This window comes from Anaerobacillus arseniciselenatis (assembly GCF_001865995.1).
Classification (GTDB): domain Bacteria; phylum Bacillota; class Bacilli; order Bacillales; family Anaerobacillaceae; genus Anaerobacillus; species Anaerobacillus arseniciselenatis.
The window spans coordinates 84,306-101,901 of sequence record NZ_MLQQ01000021.1 but is presented as its reverse complement, the minus strand read 5'-3'; the positions used below and the strand labels follow the sequence as shown (position 1 = coordinate 101,901).

Below are 17,596 nucleotides of genomic sequence, written 5' to 3'. Positions count from 1 at the left end.
CTTTTGATTTGTTCTTCATTCTTTTCGGGCACGAGAGGCTTTCTCGCGTTACCTTTTGCTTTGTTCTTCATTCTTTTCGGGCACGCGAGACTTTCTCGCGTTACCTTTTGCTTTGTTCTTCATTCTTTTCGGGCACGAGAGGCTTTCTCGCGTTACCTTTTGAATTGTTCTTCATTCTTTTCGGGCACGCGAGACTTTCTCGCGTTACCTTTTGCTTTGTTCTTCATTCTTTTCGGGCACGAGAGGCTTTCTCGCGTTACCTTTTGAATTGTTCTTCATTCTTTTCGGGCACGCGAGACTTTCTCGCGTTAACTTTTGATTGGCGCGCTCCTCCGTTCGGGCACTTAACACCGCTTTTAGTTACCTTTTGAGCGGAATTCCCCCTATTTGAGTCACTAACTCTCACTTTTTAAACCTTATTTCTTTTTAATGAGTTTATTTTAAGTACATCTAACCCTACAACCACATTAGTGTAACAAAAAAGAACTAACACCACTGTTAGTTCTTTTCAATACTCAAAAATTATGTAACCACATAAAAAAAAAGGCTTTGTTAAAGTAACATAGCCAAAAAAAAAAAAAAAAAAAGAATGGCACGCCCTGAGAGATTCGAACTCCCGACCCTGGCATTAGAAGTGCCATGCTCTATCCAGCTGAGCTAAGGGCGCATGTGGTTATTCAATGAAAGATTGTTATATGAAAAAACTTCCAATTCCCAACTTCACAACATAAGTAATTAGGTAAGAAAAAACTTGGAAATTTACCAAGTTTTTTCTACAGATAGTACCGAGGGCCGGACTTGAACCGGCACGATAGTCACCTACCGCAGGATTTTAAGTCCTGTGTGTCTGCCAATTCCACCACCCCGGCATGTTACAAAAAAGACTTACAACTTTATATAATTTTTTAAATGGTGGCTCGGGACGGAATCGAACCGCCGACACGAGGATTTTCAGTCCTCTGCTCTACCGACTGAGCTACCGAGCCATTTTAACTTATTTCCTTCCAAAAATCTGTAAAACTTAAGAATGTAATCTAACTCACAAAAATTATTGCATTAATACTAATGGCGGACCCGACCGGGGTCGAACCGGCGATCTCCTGCGTGACAGGCAGGCATGTTAACCACTACACCACGGGTCCAAATTATATGGCGGAGGAAGAGGGATTCGAACCCCCGCGCGGTTTAACCCGCCTGTCGGTTTTCAAGACCGATCCCTTCAGCCGAACTTGGGTATTCCTCCACATATTTTAAAGTATAAAGTTAATTGGCTACCATTATCATTTTTTATTGAAAATTAGTGGGCCAACAAGAATATATACTATCAGGCAATGAATAATTTGTCAACAATTCTTGAAAAGTTTTTTTAATATATTTTTTTAAGGCTATTTGCGCTACATTTTCTTGCTAATTTTTGTACTACTTGCATTACTTTTTTTTGCATTGCTATTTTTGTACTACTTGCATTGCTTTTTTTGCTAAATCGCATTGCTATTTTTGGTACTTGTCTAGCTATTTATAAGCGTTACTTTCTTAATCTTCAATGCTCGCTAATAGCCAATATCTCATTTGTTTGTATTAAGATTAAACGCTGTTACAATATTCGTCTCACATTATAGTGACATAGAGTAAAACCGTTTTTGAATACCGTATTTTATTTTACATTTTTTTATTAAGTACAGCAACATATTTTTTTGTTTTTTGTCTGTGAAACTAATGCATATTGGTTAAGGAGCTCGTCCAACTCTTGACTATGTTTTAATGTGATTTCTGCACTCATACCATGATTTTTTGCAGCTTGGACCATCGTTTTTCTTTTACGTTCAATAAAGATTTTCATCGTTTGTTTCGATTCCACCTTCATCACACTCCTTGAGAGTTATCCCATTTCATTGATTTTACATCCTCCTGACTTTATAAACTGTGATAATAGTCACACTTTTGCGCTTTTTCAATAAAAAACTTCACAGTAATTTTCGACATTTTTTTTGTTTGACCTCCAACTTTTTAACCTCCTTAAAAAGTTAGAGAATGCAAACTCCTTAACACGTTACTTTCATTAAATATTGCTCTTAACCCATGATGAGAAATTTTATTCAAAAAAACGATCCATAAGCTCGAAATCTGTAAATTCCTAAGCAATAAGAAAAAAGCAAAGACCTTGAAATTTATATTTATAGTTCCCGCTAAAATAGGGATTCGTTTATAAATCTTGATTATGCAACAAAAAAACTGAGCACGAAAGCATTCGCCTTCTTACTCAGTTTTAGTGCATTGGTACTCGATTCGCTTGCAGATATTAAGTCGTAAAACACGTTACTTTTCGCAACGTACGACCTATTTTTACCGGACTCGTCTGTGACCAAATTTAATTGACATCGATCTTATTCATCAGCGAATCTTTTAACTGTTCTAAATTAAGTTGGCTTTTTTCGAGAGAATCGCTCGTTGTTCCGAAATAAAATTTAATTTTCGGTTCTGTGCCTGAAGGACGCACACAAAGCCAAGAGTTGCCTTCAAGAATGTATTTTAAAACGTTTGATTTTGGTAAATCAATTGCTTCTTTCTCACCTTTTCCAACGTCGAAGCGCTCTCTACTTAAATAATCTTCAACTGCGATTACATTCAATCCTGCAAATTGTTTAGGTGGATTTTCACGGAAGCCATTAATAATGGCATTCATTTTTCCAATTCCCGTTTTCCCTTTTAAAGTAATCGACTGTAAACCTTCTAAATAATACCCATATTTTCTAAAAACTTCCACCAAGCCTTCATACATCGTTTTTCCTTGCGATTTATAAAAAGTAGCAATTTCTGCAGCTAAAAGAACAGCTTGGATCGCATCTTTGTCACGAGCAAAATCTTTCACTAAGTAACCGTAGCTTTCTTCGTATCCAAAGAGGAATTCCTTTTCTCCTGTTTCTTCAAACTGTTTAATTTTTTCACCAATAAATTTAAACCCAGTTAAAGTATCTAACGCAGTTAAATTGTAGTGATTAGCAATAACTCGCCCTAACTCAGATGTTACGATCGTTTTAATTACTGCTCCATTTTCCGGAAGCACTCCTTGAGCTTGTTTTTGAGATAGTAAATACTCAAGCATAAGCGCACCTGTTTGGTTGCCTGTAAGTACAACATATTGCCCATCTAAGTCTTTCACAGCTACTCCAACTCGGTCTGCATCTGGATCAGTAGCAATCAAAACATCCGCATTCAGCTTCTCACCATGGTGGATCGCCAATTCAAAAGCTGCATGCTCTTCTGGATTTGGTGAAGCAACTGTTGAAAAGTTTGGATCTGGGACGGCTTGTTCTTCGATAATGTGGTAATTTGAAAAGCCAACCGCATCAAAACTACGTTGTACTGGTATTGTCGCAGTTCCATGTAGTGGTGTAAAAACAATTTTCACATCTTTGCCGTTTTTCTCCACGAGCTCTCGATTCACAACAACTGTCTTCAACTTCTCAACATAAGCATTATCGATTTCGTCTTCAACCATCACTAATTGGCCACATGAAACCATTTCATCATGATCGGCAATTTCAATCATTAATTCGTTTTCAATTTCATTTACTTTATTCACTAAGTCTTGAGCAGCGTCTGGAGTTAATTGAGCACCGTCATCACCATACACTTTAAAGCCATTATATTCAGGAGGGTTATGACTTGCTGTAATGACAATCCCTGAAAAAGCTCCTAAGTATCTTACCGCAAATGAAAGTTCTGGTGTCGGACGTAAATTTTTGAATAAATATGTTTTAATCCCATGTTTCCCTAATGTTAGCGCTGACTCTAAAGCAAATTCTCTCGACTTAAAGCGGTTGTCATAAGCAATAGCAACACCTTGTTCGATCGCTTTATCACCGTGAGATTTAATAAATTGTGCTAATCCTTCTGCAGCCTTACGAATTGTATAAACATTCATTCGGTTTGTTCCAGGTCCGATTTCGCCTCTCATTCCCCCGGTACCAAATTCTAAATTTTTATAAAAGCACTCCTCCAACAGCTCGTTATTACTTGCCATCTCTTGTAATTGAACTTTTAACTCACTGTCTAAACTTGCACAATTATTCCAAAGCTCATATGTACTCTTCCAACTCATTCGTGTTTATCCCCCGATTCAGTATTTTTTTCACTACAACAACCATTTTACCAATATTTTATGTAAAAAACATATGAAGTTGTCGACAGATTTTTTATGTAAAAAAAGAGTGTCCCATAAGTGTCTGACACCACGCGTTACTACTAAATATAGAAGTATAGATTTAACACCCGTCTATATTTGGCGTCTAACGGTGTCTGACACTTTGTTTAGGGACACCCTCTCAATCTTCAAGTAGCTATAGCACTGTAGATAGAATTCGATACACCGCTACCTTACCACGAAAAAACACTGTATTCGAGCTATTTTATAGTTATGCATTTTTTCTTAATTCAACCACTGCATCAACCGGTACTGTTGCATGCTCAATCTCTTCCTCAACTTTACCTTTGTGATATTGAAATTGTTCTGCTGACCAATGAAAGCGTTGTTTCATGTAATTTAAAACAGGTTGCTTCCATTCACGAACCCAATCAATATTAAAGAAAATTGCACTCGTACGGCGATTAAAAAAGTCAACAGGAGTTGCCACCATCTCTTCTTCAATCCCGTAAACGAGCGATGCAAACACAGCTGGTGATAAATCATGTTGCTTCGCCTCATCACCAATCGTACGAATGATTTCATAAACTCGATTTACGTTCGTACCGTATAAATTTGTCAGTCTTCTAGCTTCATCCGATGTCAGGCCTAATTGAATACCTTCATTCGTTTTTTCTTCTAAAAATTTCGCTAAGTTTTCAGATCCCCCAATGTCGCCACCTGAAAGTTTAATAGTTGCTGTTGTACAAGATTTGTTAATTCCTAATTCACTACTAATCAAATCAGCAATTTCCTCTGCCATTTTACGATAACCAGTTAGTTTACCACCAGCAATCGAAATTAAGCCTGAATCAGAGATAAATACTTCGTCTTTTCTTGAAATTTCTGAAGCACTCTTTCCTTCCTCATGAATTAACGGGCGTAATCCTGTCCAGCAAGATTCGACATCTTCCACTTTTAAGTTTACAGAAGGGAACATATAATTAACCGCTTTAATGATATAATCACGGTCAGCAACTGTCATTCGTGGATGAGTGATATCCTCATTATAAAAAGTATCCGTTGTACCTACATACGTTTTTCCATCACGCGGAACCGCAAACATCATACGACCATCATCTTCTGTATCAAAATAAACCGCTTGCTTTAACGGAAAACGTGATTGATCTATCACTAAATGGACACCTTTTGTTAAATGTAGATACTTTCCTTTTTTTGAATTGTCTTTTTCACGAAGTGTGTCTACCCACGGTCCAGCGGCATTAACGATTTTTTTTGCACGAATCAATGTTGTCTCACCTGATAATTGATCGACGACTTTAACTGCTACGACTTTTCCATTCTCGTAAACTAACTCTTCTGCTTTAGCGTAATTGGAAGCGACCACTCCACGCGCTACCGCTTCCTTTAATACTTCTAACGTTAATCTCGCATCATCTGTTTTATATTCGACATACACACCGCCCCCCTTTAATTTATCTTCACGAAGTAACGGCTCTTTTTCCAATGTTTGTTGTCGATTTAGCATGTAACGACGTTCTTGTTTTTTAACGCCCGCTAAAAAGTCATATACTTTAAGTCCAACAGATGTCGCGAACTTCCCAAATGTTCCGCCTTCAATCATTGGTAGTAACATCCATTCTGGCGTTGTTACGTGTGGAGCATTTTCATAAACGATCGCCCGCTCTTTCCCAACTTCTGCGACTAACTTTACTTCAAATTGCTTTAAATAACGTAATCCGCCATGTACGAGCTTCGTAGAACGACTTGAAGTACCTGCACCGAAATCTTGCATTTCAATTAAGCCTGTTTGAATGCCACGTACTTGAGCGTCCAAAGCGATACCTGCACCTGTGATCCCACCACCGATCACTAGTAGGTCTAACTCTTTACTACTCATTTCTTTTAAATAACTTCCTCGTTGTATACTTGAAAATGGATTTGCCATAACTATAACACTCCTTTTTTAAGGGGGAGAATAAAAGAGAAGCCAATACGCAGTGAATGGAGATGCTCAATTGTTTATCTATTTCCGATTTTACTTTAGAGCAAACAATATTGCGTTCATTTGTACACTTTTCAAACACCTAAATAGTGAAAACTTGAAAAAGTGTACAAAAAGACCACAACAGCCCTATCGCATTTCGCAATAGAGTGTTGTGGTCTCTCCTATTCTCCGACCGAATTTATTAACTTAATCTTATTATAACATAATGTGTCTAAATTGTGAACAATTATTTCAATTTAAATGCGGTCGTTGCTTCAATTGCTTTTTTCCAACCAGAATATAGCTTTTGTCGTTCAGATGCTTCCATATCCACTTCGAAAGTCCGCTCGACCTTCCATTGTTTCGCAATTTCTGATTGATCTTTCCAGAAACCTACAGCTAACCCTGCTAAATAGGCAGCACCAAGAGCAGTTGTTTCATTAATCACCGGGCGCTCGACTGGCACGTTTATAATGTCGCTTTGGAACTGCATTAAGAAGTTATTAGCCACTGCTCCGCCATCAACACGTAACGTCTTTAACTCAATACCAGAATCTGCTTCCATCGCTTTTAAAACGTCTTTCGTTTGATAAGCTAAAGATTCGACGGTTGCACGGATAAAGTGCTCTTTTTCCGTTCCACGAGTGAGGCCGAAAATCGCCCCACGAACTTCACTGTCCCAATAAGGTGTTCCTAATCCTACAAATGCCGGAACCATATATACACCATCAGTCGATGAAACACTAGTCGCATATTTTTCTGTTTCAGCAGCTGACTTAATCATGCGTAGCCCATCTCTTAGCCATTGGATTGCAGACCCCGCAACGAAAATACTTCCTTCTAGAGCATATGTCACTTTTCCGTCAATTCCCCAAGCTAACGTTGTCAGTAATCCGTGGTCAGATTTCACGGCTTTTTCTCCTGTGTTCATTAACATAAAGCAACCCGTACCGTATGTGTTTTTCGCCATTCCTTCTTCATAACACGCTTGACCAAATAACGCCGCTTGCTGATCTCCTGCTGCACCAGAAATCGGTACTGCTTCTCCGAAGAAATGATAGTCAACCGTGTGAGCATACACTTCTGATGAAGGGCGAACTTCCGGTAACATTGACTTAGGAACCGTTAACATTTCTAGTAATTCATCATCCCACTCTAAATCATAAATATTGTACATTAATGTACGAGAAGCATTAGAATAGTCTGTAACGTGAGCTTTTCCACCTGATAGTTTCCAAATCAACCACGTATCAATCGTTCCAAATAACAATTCTCCGTTTTCTGCTTTTTCACGAGTACCTTCAACGTTATCTAAAATCCACTTTACTTTCGTCCCTGAGAAGTAAGCATCGATTAATAAACCAGTTTTCTCACGAACCGTGTCGCTATATCCTTTTTCTTTTAACTCTTCACAAATTTCAGCCGTTTGGCGAGATTGCCAAACGATCGCATTATATACAGGGTGACCTGTTTCTTTTTCCCAAACAACGGTTGTTTCACGTTGATTTGTAATTCCAATTCCTGCGATTTCATTAGGTTTTATTTCATTTACTTCCATTACTTCTGCCATCACCGCTAAGACAGACGACCAAATTTCATTGGCATTATGTTCGACCCAGCCTGGCTTCGGAAATATTTGTTTAAATTCCCTTTGAGCAGAATCTACGATTTCCCCCGCTTTATTAAAAAGAATTGCTCTTGAGCTTGTTGTCCCTTGGTCTAGTGAAAGAATATACTTTTTTTCCATGATTGCGTTTCCCCCTAGTAAAAATAAATTGTAATTTATCATTATCTTTATTATAATTATTATAGTTTAGATTATCTATTTACGCCTTGTGGCCTATGCTGCAAGGTCTTTTTCTGTATTTGTAGTTGCCACTGGATTTTTATGAAAAAGAATTGAGGCGATCATTACAACTGCAAACGCTACCAAAAATATCCAAAGGGCCGAATAAACAATACCTTCAAATGCAGCTGCATAAAATAGTGCACCTAAGCCTCCACCAATAATTGGTCCAATTACTGGGACCCAAGCATACTTCCAATCTGAACTTCCTTTGCCTGCAATCGGTAATAAAAAGTGTGCGATACGAGGTCCTAAATCACGCGCTGGGTTAATCGCATAACCAGTAGTTCCTCCTAATGATAAACCGATAACTACAATTAAAAATCCAACAATTAATGGATTTAACCCTTCAGTAAATGCATTGGCTCCAATCGCTAAAAGGCCTAATACTAAGACAAATGTCCCTAAAATTTCACTAAATAAATTGGCTGGTGTGTGACGGATGGCTGGTCCTGTTGAAAACACGGCAAGTTTCGCCTCTTGATCTTGAGTTGCTTTCCAATGCGGATAATAATGTAACCAAACTAAAGTTGCCCCAATAAAAGCACCAATCATTTGTGCTGCAATATAACCAGGTACTTGAGACCAAGCAAATTCTCCTATTAAAGCAAACCCAACAGTTACTGCAGGGTTTAGGTGTGCTCCACTTATCTCCCCTACTGCGTAAACACCCATTGCTACTCCTAGTCCCCAACCCATCGTGATAACGATCCAACCTGAGTTTTCAGATTTCGTCCCTTTTAGAACAACACCTGCAACAACGCCCCCTCCAAGAATAATCAAAATCATAGTTCCTATTACTTCCCCTAAAAATGCTGACATAAGATTTCCTCCCTATTTTGTTTTTTTATGCGACAAAAAAAGGAGACCAAAAACAACTTATCTAGTAAACTACTAAATAAGAACTTGTTTGGTCTCCTTGTCTCCGTCACAAATTATTAACTTAGTTTATATTAAAACATGCTCTGAAACCGCTGTCAACATTTATTTTCCAAGTGATGGTTTGTGATTAATTCCACAAACCATCACTCAATCTCCTACGTTAGCTTGAGCAGGACTGCCCCATAAGGGTCTGACACTTTGTTCTGGAACACTTCCGTTCAAATACTAACGCCTTAGTTTTTAATTTTACGTCCACAACTCTCTCCTTGATGTCGTTACAGCTGAAGCTCCAGCTTTAAGCGCGTCTTCCACTTCTTTTTTTTCGCGGATCAAACCCCCAGCAACAATCGGAATTCCAGTTTTCTCATAAACTTCTTTAATAATATGTGGCATTACACCAGGTAACACTTCAATATAATCCGGTTTTGTTGTTTCTAACAACTTATAACTCGATTCAAGAGCGATTGAGTCTAACAAGAACAGCCGTTGGATCGAGATGAGACCATGTTTTTTTGCAGTTAGTACGACATTTTTCCGCGTTGAAATTAGACCAGCTGGCTTAACATCTTGACATAAAAACTGTGCGGCATATTCGTCATTTCGCAAGCCTTGAACTAAATCAGCATGAAGAAGCATTTTCTTCCCTTTACTTTTCGCTAATTGAACGAGACTTTTTAATTGACCAATATGGCTGTTTAGTAAGACTATGTATGTATAATTACTGTCAAGCATATCTTCTAGCTCTTTAATGCTGCGAGCAGCGGGTAAAGTCTTTTGCCCATGGAAATCCATTAAAACACCACCTATCCATTAATTTCTTACTACTTTACCACACGAAAGCTACTATACTCAATTACAGCTGAAAAACTTCTCGTAACTGCCACATAAAACGTCCCCTTGCAGAACTTTGCTCTCGATTGAACGATTTATGTTAGGTGGCGGCACTAGATTATGGGGCACATAATTTTTAATATGCTTCTACTAGTATCGGAAACGTTTCTTTTTGACGATATTTGCCGTCGTTTACCTCTACTTTCGCATGCCAGTTGCCTGATTGTAAAAATTGAACCTCAGTTTCATAAAGACCATTTTCTACATGGTAAAGGTTTTGCTTTATTGAATCCATCTCATTATTTTCGTCGCTTAAAGAAATACTTAACTTTGCTTTTTCTACAACTAAATTTTCGCTATCATAAACTAAAACTTGAAATGTTGTGCTATCACCGACTAAAATCGGCACATCAGTTGTATGTAGTTCAATGTTAAAATCAGCGACATCTTCAATTGTTGCATTAAAGTTTATATAGATGAACGCAGCCAAGAGAATCCCAATAACCACCAACAACTTATTTAGTTTTTGCTTACTTTGTTTTTCTACAGAAACTTCCACTTTTTTCAACTCCTATCACTAAAACTAGGATGAACGTAATAGAAGCAAGTTAAACGTTTCGACAAAATTTTTTCCAGCCTTCCATCTTTCCACTTTCCAACTAACCAACCAACTTACTTATCTCAACAAAAAAATAAACAGCCCACCACCTAGTGAGCTGCTCCCCCGCTACTTAATATTTATAATTAATTTCATACAAGTCTTTACGGCGGTCTCTTAACTGTGTGACATTACCAGACTTACGATGGCGGCGTAATATTTCTAAATCGACATCGCCGACAATGACTGTTTCAATGTTTGTCGGACACTCTCCTTCAATCCCATCTCGTGGGAACGTAAAGTCCGAAGGTGTGAATATCGCGGATTGTGCGTATTGAATGTCCATATTTTCTGCTTCTGAAAGATTACCAACTGTACCAGAGATGACGGTATACACTTGATTTTCTACCGCTCTTGCTTGTGCACAGTATTTGACTCGTAAAAATCCTTGTCGTTCGTCTGTACAAAACGGGACAAAAATAATATTTGCGCCGCGGTCTGTTGCAATTCGTCCTAGTTCAGGGAACTCGATGTCATAACAAATTTGGATCGCTACTTTTCCACAATCGGTATCAAAAACTTTCACGCGATCGCCTCCGGAGATCCCCCAATATTTCCGCTCATTTGGCGTAACATGGATTTTATATTGTTTTTCAATTGTACCATCACGTCTAAATAAATAAGCGATATTGAAAATTTTTCCTTCTTCCTCAACAAAGTGAGAACCACCTATAATATTAACGTTGTACTTTACTGCAAGGTCCGTAAATAGTGAAATATACTCTTCCGTGTATTCCGTCAACTTCCGAATAGATTGACTTGCCGATTTATCCTCTATAAAAGATAATAATTGCGTCGTAAATATTTCAGGAAACACAGCAAAATCCGACTGGTAACTTGCTGCAACATCGACATAAAACTCACATTGCTTTGCAAAATCGTCAAATGAATCGATTTTTTTCATTCGATATTGGATGACACAAATCCGTACTGGAAATGAAGTTTTAAAATGCCTTTTCGATTTCGGTTGGTAATCAACGTTATTCCATTCCATTAACGTTGCATATCTCATCGATGCTTTATCGTCTTCTAAGTAATTTCGATTAACACGCTTTAATGTAAATCCGTTCATTACTTGAAACGTTAGCACCGGATCATATATATTATGTAACATCACTTCTTCTACGTACTGCCGCGGCGTAAACTGATCTGCATGTTTATAATAATTCGGAATTCTACCACCGATAATAATACTTTTTAAGTTTAAATTTCTTGCTAAATCTTTACGAGCTTCATAGAGCCTACGCCCGATTTTCATACGACGGAACTCAGGGTCAACCATAACTTCCATACCATATAAATTATAACCTTCCGGGTCATGGTTTGTAATATAACCTTCATCCGTAATTTCGTCCCAAGTGTGTTGATCATCGTACTCATCAAAATTGACGATTAAACTAGAGCACGAGCCAATAATTTGCCCTTCATATTCAACACAAAACTGACCTTCGGGAAAAATTTCAATATGGCTTTCTAATTGTTGAATTTTCCACGGGTCCATATTCGGAAAACATTTCTTTTGAAGCTGTAAAATTTCCTGAAAATCGTCTTTCGTTATATTTCTTATTTCTATCTTCTTTTCATATTGTGATATATCTATTTTTTTCATCAAAAAGACTCTCCTTCAAACTGCTTAAATTAGCCTTACCTATAATTTAAACATAAAAAGAGAGTCTATCCAATTTATTTGCTTTTTTCAACTAGCTTAATAAATTTCATAATTCAATATTTTCGCCATTAAGTAAATATATGTAGTTACGTTAACCCGTTCGCAACTACATAATATTTTGATATGGCTCATTTTAGGTAATTATGAAATTCACTCACCTATTAATCATCTTCTTTAACTGATATATGAACATCAATAAGGCCGATTTTTGTATCTAACGGGACAGTAATAAACGTCTTCGTTGAACGAAAGTTTGACGTTCCTTCATTAATTACCGGTGGAGTTACGTCGATCATTACATCCTCTTTCGATAATTCCGTTGCCGTCGTACCTGCTACCCAATTGCCGAACTCTTGGATCGCACTCCAGCCCATATCGTCTAGCTCTTCAATTGTCATTCCGCCCATCATAACACCGACTATATTTTTAGCCGTTTGAACGTCTATCGTACAAATGATTTGTCCATTAAGATGTCCATTAACACCTAATATAACAGCTACTTGATTTGATGGTACAGCACTTTGTTGCACCCTAGGCTTTAACGGTGTTACCTCAACACCAAAATGGTTGACAAGTATCGATTCGGTTGCTCGACAAATTGCATTTACATGTTTTGCATTCAAAATTTTCGTCCCCTTTGCTGATCACCACTATCTCCACTAGTAGCTTGAATTCAAATTCCTTTATTATTACTAATTATATATGTTTTTACTACATATCGGCATAAAAACGACATTATGTAAGAAAAAATACACAATTATTCAGTTTCTTCCTGATCTTTTTCTCTAATTAAATACCATTGCTCGCGAGCCATATCAACGATTTTGGTCTCTAGAGAACGATTTTTATGTTCGATTACTTTTGAAAAATATTTAACAGCATCATTACGTAACCCTAAACGACGACTTAGCTCACCAATTAAATATAATATTCGCATTTCCGTCATTTGTGTACCGAGATAATCCGTCTCCATGTATGACTGTTTATATTTTTCCAATGATAGCTGCATAAAACGTTCCTCTTGCTCAGTGTCATTTTCCATTCGATAAAGCCATGACAATCTTAAACATAAACCAGCTAATACAATGCTTTTTTCTTGCTTTAATGATCCAGATAAAAGAGCTAATTTAAAAGTCTCGATCGCTTGTTGGAGCGTTCGTTCATCACCCAATTGACGTTCTTTCCAATTTGAACTTATTTGATCTTTTATTCGTTGTATCGCGCTCGCAGAAATCTTTTCAGAAAAATTATCGGCAAATGCATAACCACATTTAGGACAAACGTTTACTTCATATAGCATCGGATTTAATTCCTGATCTTTATAGACGGTAAAAAAGTCAGATTCAATTCTTTCAGTACGAAGAAACCTTGAACGCACTTTTTTCGATGAAAATGAACCGGAACAAATAGGACATTTTACCTTTTTATCATAAAGAGGCTTTAAATCTTCAGACATTATAACTCACCCTAACATCATTGTAGTATAAAAGTATATTTTTAAACTAGTGTATTACGCAAGAACACAACTAAAGTATCGTTTTTTCTAATACTTTCTATTGTACCTTGTTTTTTCCCGCCTCGCATAAGAAAATAGCACTATTATTTTAGAACCACTTTATCTCAGTTGATTTTTCAGCCTGAATCATTAAGAGCAATAAAAAAAGGGTCTGTCCAAAGGAAAGTATCTTACACCGTTAGCTAACTAAAATATAGACGGATGAAAAATCTATATTTATTAGTACCTAATAGTGTCACTTTCTGAACAGAACCCGAAAAATTATTTTCTTGTTACCTGAGCTAATTTCATAATTACCAAAAACGAGCCATATCACACAATATATAGTTCGTGAATGATTTTCACGCAACTATATATTGATCTCCGTGGCAAAAATAATGAATTATGAAATTCACTAACCTTAATGAATTTCACTTATCTACTACCTTTTTCATACGGTTTCCCGATCGCTTTAGGGGCTTCCGCTTTTCCAACAAAGCCTGCTAAAGCAAGGATCGTTAAGACGTATGGTGCAATTAATAAATATACTTGAGGAACGTTTGCTAAAAACGGTATAGCTTGCCCTGTAATACTAAGCGATTGAGCTAAACCGAAAAATAAAGCGGCTCCCAAAGCACCTAAAGGATGCCATTTTCCAAAGATTAAAGCGGCCAATGACATAAACCCTTGTCCCACAATCGTATTGCCGGCAAAGTTACCTGCCGTTGTTAAAGCAAATACGGCTCCACCCATTCCAGCAAAAGCTCCACTGAGCATGACACCGATATAGCGCATTCGATTTACTCGAATTCCCATCGTATCCGCTGCCATCGGATGCTCACCTACTGAACGAAGGCGTAAACCGAACGGTGTATAAAACACGATATACCAGACGATAAACGCTGCTGCAATCGCGATAAACGATGTGTAGTAAACTCTTTCGAAAAACAATGGTCCAATAATCGGGATGTCTTGTAAAACAGGAATATTCTCCCTAGATATTCGATTTGCTATATAATCCGTTTGACCTCTCCCGAAAATATTTCTTACTAAAAAGACAGATAAACCGACAGCTAAGAAGTTTAAAGCTACACCACTTACAATTTGATCCGCTTTTAAAGTAATCGAAGCTACAGCATGGAATAGGGAAAATAAAGCACCTACAATCACTGCAACTATTAAAGAAAGCCAAGGTGACCATGCCCCAAAACCGAGACCTTCTAAATAAAGAGTAGTCAAAATTGCTGTAAAAGCACCCATGACCATTAACCCTTCTAATCCTATATTAACGACCCCGGACCGTTCACTAAAAAGACCACCTGGTGCGGTAAAAATAAGAGGCGCTGCTAGGAAAATCATCGCTGGCACAACTAATGCTAAAATATCCATTACACCCATTTATTTTTCCTCCTTTTGGAGTCGGTTAATAACGATTCGAATTAAGTAACTAGAAGCTACAAAGAAAATAATTAATGCGATAACGATATCGACTAATTCTGGTGGAATTCCAGCTGCAGCTTGCATATTTGGTGCACCAATCTTCAAAGCACCGAAAAGACCTGCTGCTAAAAATACACCAATCGATGTATTTGCCCCTAGTAATGCAACCGCAATTCCATCAAATCCGGTTCCCGTAAAACCTGACAAAATCGACATATATCCGAACGTTCCTAAACCTTCCATTGCCCCAGCAACACCTGCGAATGCGCCTGATATAACCATCGATAATACGATGTTTCTATTGACATTCATCCCGGCGTAATGAGAAGCATGCTTATTATAGCCAACTGCCCGTAGTTCGAAGCCGATTGTTGTCTTCCATAAAATAAACCATAGAACGATACAAGCAATGATCGCAATGAAAAAACCATAATGTAGACGTGAGAAATCGGTTAAATTTTGTAGGAAAAATGATTGTAAAGAAGCAGTAGGACTAATTCGATCCGTCCGCTCCCCTGGAACTAATAAGTATGTACGAATCAAATAGTTACAGACGTATAAAGCTACATAGTTTAACATAATCGTCACAATAACTTCATGTACATAAAATCTTGCTTTTAGAAAGCCAGGTATAAACCCCCATAATGCTCCAGCTAAAGCACCTGCTAAAATTGCTAATGGTAAGTGAATGATCATTGGCGCTTCAATTAATACACCAACGGTTACAGAAGCAAACCATCCAACAATTAGTTGCCCTTCAACACCAATATTGAAAAGCCCTGTTCTAAACGCAAAAGCAACGGCTAAACCAGCTAAAATGAGTGGCGTCATCATTCGGAGCATTTCACCGAAGTAATAGGCATCACCAAAAGCACCATATAATAGTGCCCAATAGCCAGTAATAGGGTTTTGACCGATAAATAGCATGATGATTGCCCCAACAAGTATCCCTAGAAAAACTGCCAATATAGGAACTAAAATGTTGGTTGCTCTGTCATTTAACCATTTGTGAATCATTGTGCTTCACCTACTCTCTTACTCTTGCCACCAGCCATAAGTAAACCTAATTCTTTTTCATCTGTTTCCTTAGGGTTTACGACGGCAACAATTTTCCCTTCATAAATGACAGCAATTCGATCACTAACATTTAATACTTCGTCTAGTTCAAGTGAAACAAGTAAAACCGCTCTTCCCTTATCACGCTCTTCAATCAGTTTTCGATGAATAAATTCAATAGCCCCAACATCTAAGCCGCGTGTAGGTTGAGCCGCAATCAATAAATCAGGAGAACGGTCAATTTCTCTGGCAATGATAGCTTTTTGTTGGTTACCACCAGAAAGTGCACGGGCTTGTGTATGTTCACTTGGAGTACGAACGTCATACTCTTCAATTAGTTCATTAGCCTTTTTAAAAATCGCCGGGAAATTCATGATTTTATTTTTAGAGTACGGTTTTTGATAATACGTTTGTAACACGATATTTTCAGCAACTGAGAAATCAAGAACTAAACCATGTTTATGGCGGTCTTGAGGGATGTGAGCGACTCCAGATTCAGTGATTTTTCTTGTCTTTAATGCCGTTAAATCTTTGTCATTTAACGTGATCTTTCCACTGTCAATTTTCCTGAGGCCAGTAATTGCTTCAATGAATTCAGACTGACCGTTGCCGTCTACTCCGGCAATTCCTAAAATTTCTCCCGCCTTCACTTCTAAATTAAGACCATTGACGACTGGTACTTTCCTTACGTCTTGAACAACTAAATCATTCACTTTCAAAACAGGTTCCTTCGGCTTCGCTTCTTCACGCTCAACCGTAAAGTTAACTTCACGACCAACCATCATTGCCGCTAGTGAATCAGGATCAGATTCAGCAACTTCCACTGTCCCAATCCCTTTTCCGCGCCTGATCACGGTACAACGATCACATACAGCCATAATTTCTTTTAATTTATGAGTAATTAAAATGATGGATTTCCCTTCTTTGACTAACGCTTTCATAATTTGAATAAGTTCAGTTATTTCTTGTGGTGTAAGAGCTGCTGTCGGTTCATCAAAAATTAAAATTTCAGCACCACGGTACAACGTTTTTACAATCTCAACACGTTGTTGCATTCCGACAGAAATATCTTCTATCTTTGCTCGGGGATCTACTTTCAACCCATATTTTTCCGATAATTCAAGTACATCTTTTTCTGCTTTTTTAATATCAATTTTGGCGCCCTTTTTAGGTTCAGCTCCTAAAATGATATTTTCAGCGACCGTAAAATTATCAACAAGCATAAAATGTTGGTGAACCATGCCAATTCCTAGTTGATTAGCAACATTAGGGTCAGTAATATTTACTATTTCCCCTCGAACCTTTATTTCACCTTTTGTCGGTTGGTAAAGCCCAAACAATATATTCATTAACGTAGACTTCCCTGCTCCATTTTCCCCCAGAAGTGCATGAATCTCTCCTTGCCGCAGCTGGAGTGTAATATTATCATTGGCAACAATACCAGGAAATTCTCTCCTGATATTATTCATTTCAATCACGTTATTCAACAGAAACACTCCTAACGTTAATTGCATTATTAATTTCTTACTTAATTTAACTTATAAAGCCAAAAAATATACAATTATTTAACAAGGGCTGTCCCATAAGT

General features: G+C 37.7%; 13 protein-coding genes and 5 tRNA genes. All 18 read right to left on the bottom strand.

The genetic code is table 11. The annotated features are described in order from the left end of the window. Positions 1–590: 590 nt before the first annotated feature. The 18 genes from BKP35_RS11055 to BKP35_RS10970 all read right to left on the bottom strand — a co-directional run bounded on the left by BKP35_RS11055 (position 591) and on the right by BKP35_RS10970 (position 17,495). A tRNA-Arg gene (locus BKP35_RS11055) sits at positions 591–667 on the bottom strand. Positions 668–783: 116 nt separating this feature from the next. Next, positions 784–869: transfer RNA gene (locus tag BKP35_RS11050), tRNA-Leu, on the bottom strand. A gap of 41 nt (positions 870–910) precedes the next feature. Continuing rightward, positions 911–986, bottom strand: a tRNA-Phe gene (locus tag BKP35_RS11045). Between the two features lie 80 nt (positions 987–1,066). Continuing rightward, positions 1,067–1,142, bottom strand: a tRNA-Asp gene (locus BKP35_RS11040). An 8-nt stretch (positions 1,143–1,150) separates the two neighbouring features. Beyond that, positions 1,151–1,243 (bottom strand) — tRNA-Ser (locus BKP35_RS11035). 429 nt (positions 1,244–1,672) lie between these two features. Then, positions 1,673–1,858, bottom strand: a complete 186-nt coding sequence (locus BKP35_RS11030; protein WP_071313409.1) for an aspartyl-phosphate phosphatase Spo0E family protein — start codon at positions 1,856–1,858, stop codon at positions 1,673–1,675. A gap of 510 nt (positions 1,859–2,368) precedes the next feature. Continuing rightward, positions 2,369–4,102 (bottom strand): phospho-sugar mutase, encoded by a 1,734-nt coding sequence (locus tag BKP35_RS11025; protein WP_071313408.1) that lies wholly within the window; start codon positions 4,100–4,102, stop codon positions 2,369–2,371. A gap of 313 nt (positions 4,103–4,415) precedes the next feature. Further along, positions 4,416–6,092, bottom strand: coding sequence for a glycerol-3-phosphate dehydrogenase/oxidase (locus BKP35_RS11020; RefSeq protein ID WP_071313407.1), 1,677 nt, complete (start codon positions 6,090–6,092; stop codon positions 4,416–4,418). A 286-nt stretch (positions 6,093–6,378) separates the two neighbouring features. Further along, entirely contained in the window at positions 6,379–7,878 is a 1,500-nt protein-coding gene (gene glpK, locus BKP35_RS11015) for a glycerol kinase GlpK (protein WP_071313406.1), read from the bottom strand. Positions 7,879–7,971: 93 nt separating this feature from the next. After that, positions 7,972–8,799 carry an MIP/aquaporin family protein gene (locus BKP35_RS11010; RefSeq protein ID WP_071313405.1) on the bottom strand — a complete coding sequence of 276 codons (828 nt, stop codon included), beginning with the start codon at positions 8,797–8,799 and terminating at the stop codon, positions 7,972–7,974. A 306-nt stretch (positions 8,800–9,105) separates the two neighbouring features. Then, positions 9,106–9,651, bottom strand: a complete 546-nt coding sequence (locus tag BKP35_RS11005; protein WP_071313404.1) for a glycerol-3-phosphate responsive antiterminator — start codon at positions 9,649–9,651, stop codon at positions 9,106–9,108. A 175-nt stretch (positions 9,652–9,826) separates the two neighbouring features. Further along, complete coding sequence (locus tag BKP35_RS11000; RefSeq protein ID WP_071313403.1) at positions 9,827–10,249, bottom strand: FixH family protein; 423 nt, start codon at positions 10,247–10,249, stop codon at positions 9,827–9,829. Between the two features lie 172 nt (positions 10,250–10,421). Then, complete coding sequence (locus BKP35_RS10995; RefSeq protein WP_071313402.1) at positions 10,422–11,957, bottom strand: bifunctional GNAT family N-acetyltransferase/carbon-nitrogen hydrolase family protein; 1,536 nt, start codon at positions 11,955–11,957, stop codon at positions 10,422–10,424. A 221-nt stretch (positions 11,958–12,178) separates the two neighbouring features. After that, positions 12,179–12,640: a chemotaxis protein CheX gene (locus BKP35_RS10990; RefSeq protein WP_071313401.1), complete on the bottom strand. Its 462-nt coding sequence runs from the start codon at positions 12,638–12,640 to the stop codon at positions 12,179–12,181. A 134-nt stretch (positions 12,641–12,774) separates the two neighbouring features. Beyond that, complete coding sequence (locus BKP35_RS10985) at positions 12,775–13,473, bottom strand: DUF2225 domain-containing protein (protein ID WP_071313400.1); 699 nt, start codon at positions 13,471–13,473, stop codon at positions 12,775–12,777. Positions 13,474–13,947: 474 nt separating this feature from the next. Further along, positions 13,948–14,910, bottom strand: a complete 963-nt coding sequence (locus BKP35_RS10980; protein ID WP_071313399.1) for an ABC transporter permease — start codon at positions 14,908–14,910, stop codon at positions 13,948–13,950. Further along, entirely contained in the window at positions 14,911–15,969 is a 1,059-nt protein-coding gene (locus BKP35_RS10975; protein WP_071313398.1) for an ABC transporter permease, read from the bottom strand. It abuts the gene before it with no gap. Continuing rightward, positions 15,966–17,495, bottom strand: coding sequence for an ABC transporter ATP-binding protein (locus BKP35_RS10970; RefSeq protein ID WP_139192857.1), 1,530 nt, complete (start codon positions 17,493–17,495; stop codon positions 15,966–15,968). The genes BKP35_RS10975 and BKP35_RS10970 overlap by 4 nt, the downstream gene beginning before the upstream one ends. Positions 17,496–17,596: the final 101 nt, after the last annotated feature.